The sequence below is a fragment of the Gemmatimonadota bacterium genome (assembly GCA_009838645.1).
In the GTDB taxonomy this organism is placed as follows: Bacteria; JAAXHH01; JAAXHH01; order JAAXHH01; family JAAXHH01; genus JAAXHH01.
Genome location: VXRC01000037.1, coordinates 1 through 9,273 on the forward strand (window position 1 = coordinate 1; position 9,273 = coordinate 9,273).

Genomic DNA, 9,273 nt, shown 5'->3' on the forward strand with positions numbered 1-9,273 from the left:
CGCCCGTCCCGCCCGGTCCTCGAGGTTAGACCGGTCCGCCCTTCACGCCCGACCTGTCCGGTCCGCCCTTCAGTAAAGGCAGAGACCAGCGATTCGATGCGGCCCAAAAGCCTTTCGAGGCGCGGCAGCAGATCGGAAAGGTTCTTTGCAGGATGATTGGGCATAGAAAGTCTAAGGATCCAGCGTATAGGGCGCCAGCCCGAGCGGCAGCGGGGCCGGCCTGGCACAGGTACTTTCCAGCGAGATGTGACGCCCCGACTCCGACGATTCCTCGATAGACAGCATGACGTCCAGTACGTGACAGGTGAGTTCGCCGCTGGCCCGGTGGGGGCGGCCCGAGCGCAAAGCGTAGACCATGTCCGCCACGCCCAGGCCGCGGCTCTGCTCCTCGTAACCGTGGCTCAGGGGCATTTCGGTCCAGTTTTCCGCGCCGCCGCGGCGCAGTTTCACGGGCCCGCCGAACGAATTGGGATCGGGCACGCTCAGGGAGCCCTCCGATCCGTAGACCTCGATGCAGGGAAGCTCGTGGTGCCATACGTCGAAACTGGTCACGATCGTCCCGATGGGTCCGCTTTCGAACTCGAGCAGGCCCGCCAGGTGCGTGGGCACCTCGACCTCGATTTGCCCTCCGCGAAGGGGCTCGCTCGTTATGGTGCGCACGGGATGGGTGATGCGCGTAGCGCCCGTGAGCCGGGCGACCGGCCCCAGCAGATTGACCAGCGCCGTGACGTAGTACGGCCCCATGTCCAGCATGGGTCCGGCGCCGGGCTTGTAGAAGAAGGCGGGATCGGGGTGCCATCTTTCGTGCCCCGCACTCAGCATGAAGGCCGTGGCCGCCACCGGTTCTCCGATCCAGCCGTCGTCGATGAGCTTGCGGCAGGTCTGTATGCCGGCGCCCATGAATGTGTCCGGCGCCCCGCCCACCAGCTTCCCGGTGCGCTTCGCGAGGTCGAGCAAGGCCCGGCCGTCTTCCTTCCGGACCGCCATGGGTTTTTCCGAATACACCGATTTACCATGTTCCAGCGCGGACCGGGCGATTTCGGCATGGGCGGCGGGAATGGTCAGGTTGATGACGATCTCGATGTCGGGATCGTCCAGCAGGGCTTCCACCGAAAGGGCTTTGACATCCTCGTATTCGGCGGCTTTGGTCTGCGCCCGTTCCGGGATCATGTCGGCGCAGGCGACCACGTCGAAAGCCTCGAACCTGCATCCCGCCTCGAAGTACACGCCGCTGATGTTTCCGCATCCTATGATGCCCGCCTTGAGCGCCGCAGCCTTCATGGAATTCGCCTCTGCAGTGAGATAGCTTAATCCAACGCGAAAAGTATGGGTCCCGCCTCGTCAATGCCGCGGCGGAACGCATCGCCAGGCCTCGTGATCCGTATCCTTGCGGCTACGGGAGTTCCGCCTGGCAAATGCCCATCACTTCTAATCCGTGGACCGGTAAACGTCAAGCGAAATATGCCGCCTGGGGAACCTGTAATCGCTTGACGTTCACAAGGGGCTTGCCTATAATCTCAATCGTCCCGGATCGGTGAACCGGCCGCGCGAAATCGGTCCACATCGCGGCCGGAATACATCTTACATTGGACCATCCCGTGTACCGTTCCTCGGCACCATTCGGTAGTGACATTCCGCGGTCGACCCGCCGGAGAAAGCCTTGATCAAGCAGATCCTGACTTACGGTGCGCTCTTCAGCGCGTTGATTGCGGGGTGCAGCGAGGAAGTTGTCGGTCCCGGAAACGTCGCCAGGCCCCTGGTGGGCGACTACGATCTCGAAAGCCGAACCGTTAACACCACCATACAGACGGATTCCGGCAGCACGGAGGAACGGGTCACGCTGGTACCCCCGCTGGTACGAGGTCGCCTCCGCCTCAGCACCGACGGCCGGTACGGCCAGGTCGATACGACCATCGTATCGGATTCCACGACGGTCAATATCCAGAACGGACGCTGGAGCGTGCTGGACAACGTGTTCTACTTCGTGACCGACGACAACCAGCAGTACGAGGACCGTTTTACCTTCGACGGCCTGAGGCTGGTCCGCGACTCCGAGGAAATCCGCCACGTCTCGGGCAGGTTTTTCAGCGTCACGGACGTCTGGCTGAAACTGCCCGACGCCGCACCCCCCGCGGATCCATAACGACAACGAAAGCGCCAGGGCATGACCCTCGTCAAGGACGACCTGTCAGCCTCCGCCTTTTCCGACCATCCCCAGGTCTTCGAGGAGGGGTTCAATGTAAAGACGGTCATCGGGATCGTCTTTCTCGGGCTGTTCATGATCCCGGGCTCGATCTATCTGAACCTGATCGCCGGGCAAAGCCTCGGTCCTGCGGCGGAATGGACCACGATCATCCTGTTCATCGAAGTCGCGCGCCGGTCTTTCACCACGCTCAGCCGCCAGGAAATCTACATGCTGTACTACGTGGCGGCCAGCCTCACCGCCGGCGTGGGACTGGCGCTGTCCGGCGGACCCTTCGCCCAGCTCATCTGGTACCAGTACTTCGTCCAGTCCCCCGGCGCCCGGGCCTTCGGCATCGACGACCAGATCCCCTCCTGGATCTCTCCGGGCGCGGATTCCGACGCCATCGTACTGCGCACGCTGCTGCACGGGGAATGGCTGGTGCCGATCCTGCTCATCGCCGTGCTCCACATCTTCAACCGCGCGAGCGCCTTCACGCTGGGTTACGGACTCTTCCGCGTAACGGCCGACGTGGAACGGCTGCCCTTCCCCCTGGCCCCGATCCAGGCGGAGGGCGCCACGGCCCTGGCGGAGAGTTCCGCGGGACAGGAATCGTGGCGCTGGCGCGCCTTCAGCATCGGGGCCATGCTGGGGCTCGTTTTCGGCGCGTTCTACATCGGCATTCCGGCCGTCACGGGCGCGCTGCTGGCAGAACCGATCACGCTGATTCCCATTCCCTTTGCCGACCTGACGCGCAATACGGAGAACATCCTGCCCGCCGCGGCCATGGCGGTCGAACTGGGACTGGGGCCGGTGTTGACGGGATTCGTGCTGCCCTTCTGGATCGTGGTCGGTTCCGCCATCGGCGCGCTGCTTACCGTGGTCGTCAACCCGCTGCTCTACGATTTCGGTATCCTGCGCACCTGGTCGCCGGGCATGGATGCCATCCAGACCACGCTCGTCAACGATATCGATTTCTGGATGAGCGTACGCATCGGCACGGGATTTGCCGTCGCACTGATCGGTGGATGGAGCATCCTGTCCGGGCTCAGGAAACGGTCGGCCGGCGCAAGGCGCGAAGGATCGAACGCCGGTCCGGCCGCCGGGTACGTCACACCGCCCGGCAGGGGTGATTTCCCGCTCTCCCTGATTTTCGGCGCCTTCCTGGTCCTGACGGTCGGCTACGTCGTCCTGAGCTGGCGCCTGGTGCCCGGGTTCCCCATTCTCTTCTTCGTGTTCTACGGGTTCTTCTATACCCCGCTCAGCTCCTACGCGAGTGCCCGCCTGCGCGCCATCACGGGCGCCGATCTCCAGTTCCCCCTCATCAAGGAGGCCACGTTCATTCTCAGTGGCTACAAGGGGGTGGACATCTGGTTCGCGCCGATTCCCATCTTCAATTACGGCGGCCAGGCCCAGGCCTTTCGCGAGGTCGAACTGACCGGCACCCGGTTCTCGAGTGTGTTGAAGGCGGAACTGGTCATGATCCCGGTCCTGCTCGTCTGCAGCCTGCTGTTCTGGCACTTCGTATGGGGACTCGCGCCGATCCCGTCGCAGGCCTATCCCTATGCGCAGAAATTCTGGCAGCAACAGGCCACGATGCAGGCGCTGTGGTACTCCAGCACGGCAGGATCGGGGTTCGAGTCGAGCTACCTGATCGAGGCGTTGAAGGTCCCGTACATGGTAGGCGGCGCGGCCTTCGGCGTATTGGCCTACGCTGTCCTGGCGGCCTTCAACCTTCCCGTCATGCTGATCTTCGGTGTGATCGCCAGCGTGGGCACGGTGCCCCACGCCTTCATCCCGCAGTTTCTGGGTGCGCTGCTGGGCAGGTACTACATGGAGCGGAAATTCGGCAGGCAAAAATGGATGCGGTACACGCCGGTCCTGGCGGCCGGCTACGCCTGCGGCACGGGGCTGGTAGGCATGGCCACGGTCGCTATCGCACTGATTTCCAAGACCGTGGCGCCCCTGGTCTACTGATCGCCGTCTTTGTCTTTTCGGGTATACCTCTTCAATTCCTCGATGACGTCCGGCATGATGTCCAGCAACTTGCCCATGGGGCTGTTGGGCGAATTCATGTGCAGCAGTTGCGCGCGGTCCTGCTGGATGACCAGGAAGGCGACCGGTTCGACCGATACGCCACCCCCGGCTCCCCGCTTCTGATCGGCCTCGCCGCCGAATCCCCCGGCGCCGAACCCCAGGGACAGCCTGGAAACCGGGACCACCCAGGAATCGCCGATTTGCATCGGTTTGCCCACGTGCACCTCGGTATCTGCGATCTGGCGCAGTTCCTCCAGCATGGTCTGGATCATTTCATTTACGGGCATGGCGGTCTCCGGTTCATGCAGTCGTGATCGGTCGAATCAATATATATGCCGGCCGGGGACCTGTGCACATGGTTTTTTAACGCCGTCCCAGGTATACTGCAGTTCGAGGAATCACGGCATGCCCTCGACGGAAATGTGTTTTTTTATTGACGACTAACCGTATGTTGTGTATATTTCACCGTCATAGGCCTAAAGAAGCACAAAACCTCGCGCGCATGAAGATCCCGGGAGTTCAACCTCATGAAAGCGTTAACGGCCAAGCAGCAGAACGTATACGATTATATACGCAAAAAGGTCGGCCGGATTGGGTATCCACCCAGTGTCAGGGAGATCGCGCAACAGTTCGGCATCAGTACCCGCGCGGCTTACGACCACCTTCGGGCGATAGAGAAAAAGGGCTATATCCGCCGCGACCCAATGAAGCCCCGCGCGATAGAAATCGTGGGGTCCAGGGGTGCCTCGGCGCAGGGCGTCGACGACGTCGTCCGGGTCCCCGTCCTCGGCCGTGTAGCCGCCGGGCTGCCGATTCTTGCCGAAGAGAATGTCGAGGAGTACATGACTTTTCCGACAGGCATGGTGAAGCAGGACGGGAACGTCTTTGCCCTCGAGGTACACGGGGACAGCATGATCGAAGACGGCATCATGGACGGTGACTACGTCCTGGTCCGTGAGCAGCCCGTGGCCGAGACGGGCGAAACGGTCGTCGCGCTGCTGGACGACGAAGCCACGGTCAAGCGATTCTACCGGCGCAACGACCGCTTCGAACTCGTACCCGCCCATCCGACCATGGAGCCCATCATCGCCGATGAGGTGTCCATCGTGGGCAAGGTGGTCGGCGTGTACCGCAGAATGGACTGAGCGGCGGCGTTCAGGGAATGCCCCAGTTTCCTGGATTGAGCAGGTAGGGATCGTCCAGCGCCATGTCTTCCAACGCCAGTAGTGTTTCCTCGCTCAGGCCCCGGCCGTCCGACACGGAAACGGCTTCATCCAGGTACGCGATTTTGTCAGCGCCGACGATTATGGTGGAAACGTCCGGGATCGACAGGACGAAGCGCAGGGCCAGTTCGGGCAGACTGAAACGGGTAGCGGACTGGACTTCGACCAGCCGGTCTATGTGCGCGACGAGGGGCTTAAGCTTTTCGGGCATGAACCTGCTCTTCTCGGTCAGGGCGCCTTTCAGCAGCGCGGACCGCACGATGACGCCCACGCCGCGCCTGCGCGCCTCGGGAATGACGCGTTCCAGGTAACGGCGGTCCAGGATGTTGCAGGGAATCTGCAGGGTGTCCCAACGCCCGTCCTCGATGGCCGCAAGCGCCGCCTCCTCGCTGTAAGACGAGTATCCCGCAAAGCGGACCTTGCCCGCGTCACGGGCTCCGGCGAGTTCTTCCATCACCTCGCCGTCGCGGATCATTCGAAGTTCCAGCTCGAGAAGGTCCCGGCCGTGTACCTGCAGCAGGTCGATGTGGTCTGTCTGGAGCCTGGACAGGCTTTGGTCGATGGACGTGGCGATACTCTTTCGCGATTCGGCGTAATCCAGTCCTTCTTCCAGCCGGTGCATGCACTTGGTGGCGAGGACGTATTCGGACCGCCGGCTCCCGACCGCCCGGCCGATGATCTCCTCGCTGTTTCCGTACAGCGCCGCTGTGTCGATGAAGTTCACGCCCGAATCGATCGCCCGGTTGAGCAGGATCCGGGCGTCGGACTCCGCAGGCACGCCGGGTTCGCCACCCGCCTTCAGGCCGTATTCCATGCCCAGCTCGACCGTGCCGAGGGAGACTTCGGAAACGCGCAAACGGGTCCGCCCCAGGTTTCTGTACCGCATCGTTCGACTCCCACTGTCATTCAGTCGTTCATCATGCCTACGTGGTCCGCGACGCATCGGCCGAGGGCTTGGAGGTCATAACCGCCCTCCAGGACGGAAACCAGTCGGCCCCCGCACGCGTCCTCCGCGAAGTCGAGTACCAGGCGGGACATGGCCCGGAAACCCGCGTCGGTGACCAGGGTACCGGAGAGGGGATCGTCCATGTGTGCGTCGAATCCCGCCGAAAGGATGAGAAGGTCCGGCTGGTATGACTTCATGGCCGGCAAGATCCCGCCGCGCAAAGCATCGACGAAAACCTCGTCGCCGGATCCTGCGGAGACCGGGACGTTCATCGTGTAGCCCGTCCCTTCGCCCGTTCCCTTTTCCTGTGCCGCGCCGGTGAAGGGATAGAGGGGGGACTGGTGAACGCTGAAATAGTACACGGACGGGTCTTCCTCGAAAACCTCCTGGGTCCCGTTGCCGTGATGGACATCCCAGTCCAGCACGGCCACCCGTTCTACCCCGAATCGCGACTGGGCGTAACGAGCCGCGACGGCGGCGTTGTTGTAGATGCAGAAGCCCATTCCCCGGTCGGATTCGGCATGGTGCCCGGGAGGCCGGGAGACGCAGAATACGCGGTCCGCCTCGCCGGTCAACACCGCGTCGACCGCCCGCATGGCCGCACCGGCGGCCAGCCGGGCCACGGTTTCGGACGCGGAGGAAACGGTGGTGTCTCCGGTGGGCAGGTTCCGGTATCCCTTCCCGCACCAGTCGATTACGGCGTCGACATAGGCCCCGTCGTGGACGGCCTTGATCCGCGCCTCGTCGGCCGGCACGGGCGAGAGGCACAGCAGGCCGGCCTCGTGCGTTCCGGAGGGAACGTCGCCGGACAGGCCGAGTTGGGCCAGCACGGAGGTCATGCGGCCCGGCCGTTCAGGATGGAAAGGACCGGTATCGTGCAGGAGGAAGTCGGGGTGGCTGATCAACGCGGTGGGCATGTTGTCGCGACAGGGACGAAGGTCTCCGGGAACGGGGACCACCGTCCGGACCTTCAGTTTCGGTTCCCGTTCCTGGAGAGATTCTCGAAATAGTCGTTCACCAGGTCCCGGTACCCCGGCGGGACATCCTCTTCCCGGGCGAGGTAGAGCCGTTCGCTCCGGCGCATGTCCCGGACTTCCGCCCGGAGGCCATCGTAGTAGTCCACGAGACTGCGGGCCATGTTCAGGTGGAGCTCGTTCCATGCTCCCCGGTCGATCTTCCACGGTTCGTCGCCCAGGGCGAGCGCCCGGTCCAGGTCGTCCTGCAGCTGGCGTGACTCCTGGGACATCTGCGGGACCTGTCCCGAGAGGTCCCGAAGTCGTTGCAGCTGACGCTGGTAATCCCGCGAGATCTGATCGAGCGTCCCTGAATTGGGAATGCCGCGGTTCAACCGGTAGAGCTGGCGCTGCAGCTCCTGCCAGTCGGACATGGCCTCCCGCGCGCTATCTTGCGTCCGGGCGAGATGGTCCATGTCCCGGGTAATCAAATTGTCCCGTGCGGTGCGGACCATTTCCGCGAGCCGGTACAGCGCGGCGGAGATCTCCGTCTCCGTGCGGGCGGACTGGTCCAGGGAATCTCGGTTCAAAAGGCGCTTCGACCGTTCGATCTCTTCGCTTAACCGTTCCTCATCGATCATCTCGATGGCCCGTTCCGCCGCCGCCGCCGTCTCGGGCTGCACCCGGGACGAACTCCTGGCGAGGAATTCCAGGTCTTTCTCGAGGCGTTCGAGGTCCGAACGGATTTCCTCCTTCGCCCCCTCCAGACCCCTCATACGATCGCGCAGGAACCGGTCCAGGCGCCGCTCCTTCGATGACTCGTTCAACCCGCCACGCCTTGAATCGATCGCGTCCAGGCGATTGAGAATGCCCTCGAATCCACCCTCTTTCTCGTTCTTCAGCGCGTTGACGTTCCGTTCGAGCTGTTCCTGCCGGACGGCCAGCTGGTCCGCTTGCTTTACGGCTTCCCGCGCCAGCCGCTCCAGCGACGCCCCTTGGGCCCGCTGCAATTGGCTGGATGCGTCAGCCAGATGGCGCGCGGCCTGGGCACCGCCCTCCGCCGCCGTCTGGAGGCGGTCCCTGCGCAGTTGTTCGATCGATTCGCCCATCGACTCGGAACTCTCGCGCAGGTCGCGGTCCGCCTGGTCCAGCATGGGACGTTGCGCCCCCGATTGCGTGCCGCGGGCGTCCGAGGGATTCCTGGCCCCGGAAAGCGACCGCGCGATCTCCTCCGTCTCCGCCCTGAGATCCCGCTGGGTCCTGGTCAGCCGGTCCAGTTCCCTTCGGCGCTCGGCTTCCGGGCGTTCTTGGTCGTCCGCCAGCTTCTGCATCCGCTCATTCACGCGCTGTTGGCGCCGGGCCAGGTCCTGGACCCGCTGCTGGTGTTCGTCGATGCTCTGCTCCCGCTCCCGTTCCAGGGCCGGTTGGTCAGGGACCTCGTACCTGTTTCGCTCGTCGTCCAGCTCGAGTTCGGAGGTGTCCGACATGTCGAGCGGCGCCCTGCCCGACATACTGCGTTGCTGGCTCACCGTGAACTCCCGCATCTGCGCATCGAGCCTCGTGAGGTACATGAGCGCCTCGCGTTCGTGGGCCAGGGCCTCGTCGATTTCGTCGGAGCGAAGCGCTTCGGAAGCCGACGCCATCGGCGTCTGCGCCAGTTCCAGCGATTCGACCATCTTCATCGCTTCCTGCGAGATGCCGACCATGAAACGCATGAACATGAGCGCTTCTTCCACCTGCCCCCGCAGTCCGTCCTGTACCGCCGCGATGGCCTCGAGGTCCTCTTCCACCCGGGTACCGGGTTTCGCCGCGAGCGTCCGTTTGACCCGCCACGTCGCCGAGATGATCTCCTTCTGCTTGCGGGAGAGCTGTCTCGTCTGCATCACGTCGTCCCCTGCTCCTCCCCCGCCGCCCCCGCCTCCACCTTCAGCC

Annotated in this window: 8 protein-coding genes; 3 read left to right on the forward strand and 5 right to left on the reverse strand. The window is 63.6% G+C overall.

The window, feature by feature from the left end; all coding sequences use genetic code 11:
* Positions 1-171: 171 nt before the first annotated feature.
* Positions 172-1,281, reverse strand: coding sequence for a Gfo/Idh/MocA family oxidoreductase (locus F4Y38_10350; protein ID MXY49674.1), 1,110 nt, complete (start codon positions 1,279-1,281; stop codon positions 172-174).
* Positions 1,282-1,660: 379 nt separating this feature from the next.
* On the opposite strand from F4Y38_10350, the gene F4Y38_10355 reads away from it, so the two are divergent.
* Both F4Y38_10355 and F4Y38_10360 read left to right on the forward strand, forming a co-directional pair.
* Positions 1,661-2,143 (forward strand): hypothetical protein, encoded by a 483-nt coding sequence (locus tag F4Y38_10355; protein MXY49675.1) that lies wholly within the window; start codon positions 1,661-1,663, stop codon positions 2,141-2,143.
* Positions 2,144-2,164: 21 nt separating this feature from the next.
* Complete coding sequence (locus F4Y38_10360) at positions 2,165-4,159, forward strand: peptide transporter (GenBank protein MXY49676.1); 1,995 nt, start codon at positions 2,165-2,167, stop codon at positions 4,157-4,159.
* Here the strand turns inward: F4Y38_10360 and F4Y38_10365 are convergent.
* Positions 4,153-4,506, reverse strand: a complete 354-nt coding sequence (locus F4Y38_10365; GenBank protein MXY49677.1) for a sporulation protein — start codon at positions 4,504-4,506, stop codon at positions 4,153-4,155. The two genes, F4Y38_10360 and F4Y38_10365, sit on opposite strands and share 7 nt — an antisense overlap.
* Before the next feature lie 240 nt (positions 4,507-4,746).
* Between F4Y38_10365 and lexA the strand changes: the two genes are divergently transcribed.
* Entirely contained in the window at positions 4,747-5,364 is a 618-nt protein-coding gene (gene lexA / locus F4Y38_10370) for a transcriptional repressor LexA (GenBank protein ID MXY49678.1), read from the forward strand.
* Positions 5,365-5,374: 10 nt separating this feature from the next.
* Here lexA and F4Y38_10375 read toward each other — a convergent pair whose 3' ends face one another.
* The 3 genes from F4Y38_10375 to F4Y38_10385 are packed head-to-tail and all read right to left on the reverse strand — an operon-like array spanning position 5,375 to position 9,227.
* The gene (locus F4Y38_10375) at positions 5,375-6,385 is read right to left on the reverse strand and encodes an aldo/keto reductase (protein ID MXY49679.1); all 1,011 of its coding nucleotides are present in this window, start codon (positions 6,383-6,385) and stop codon (positions 5,375-5,377) included.
* A complete protein-coding gene (locus tag F4Y38_10380) occupies positions 6,349-7,305 on the reverse strand; it encodes a histone deacetylase (protein ID MXY49680.1) in 957 nt (318 codons plus the stop codon). The genes F4Y38_10375 and F4Y38_10380 overlap by 37 nt, the downstream gene beginning before the upstream one ends.
* A gap of 53 nt (positions 7,306-7,358) precedes the next feature.
* Positions 7,359-9,227 carry a hypothetical protein gene (locus F4Y38_10385; GenBank protein MXY49681.1) on the reverse strand — a complete coding sequence of 623 codons (1,869 nt, stop codon included), beginning with the start codon at positions 9,225-9,227 and terminating at the stop codon, positions 7,359-7,361.
* Positions 9,228-9,273 lie beyond the last annotated feature (46 nt).